The organism is Lysobacter sp. TAB13 (assembly GCF_052113885.1).
Classification (GTDB): domain Bacteria; phylum Pseudomonadota; class Gammaproteobacteria; order Xanthomonadales; family Xanthomonadaceae; genus Lysobacter; species Lysobacter gummosus.
On the sequence record NZ_JBFRDR010000276.1, the window covers coordinates 1 to 411 of the forward strand.

Annotated in this window: 1 protein-coding gene; it reads left to right on the forward strand. The window is 70.6% G+C overall.

What is annotated here, in order from left to right:
* Positions 1–411: hypothetical protein (locus AB4Y92_RS26155; RefSeq protein WP_441822272.1), on the forward strand; the 411-nt coding region annotated here is incomplete at both ends.

The following is a 411-nucleotide window of genomic DNA, read 5'->3' on the forward strand; positions in this document are numbered from 1 at the left end:
CCGCGACCCTCGATGGCCGTGGCGATCAGATCGGGACCGGGGAGGCGGCGCTCGACCGGCTGCTCGCCGGCAATCTGACGCTGGCCGGGCGCGTAGGGACACTCGCTGACGGCGGTGTGAATGTCAGTGGTCTTCGTCTCGCCGGGCAGCATGTCGCCCTCACTGCCGATGGCGGCATCGGCCGCGAGCGCTCGGATCTGCGGGCCGCGATCACCCTGCCTGATCTGAAACGGGCCGATCCGCGCCTCTCCGGCAAGGGCGAGGTCACGGCACAGCTTACCGGACCGCAGAACAAGCTCGATGCCTCGGCACGGATCGCGGTGACGAATGCGAGCGCGCTCGGTCGCCCGATCCCGCGCCTGTCGATCGATGCCGTGATCCGCGACCTGCAGGGCGCGCTCGAGACGCGGG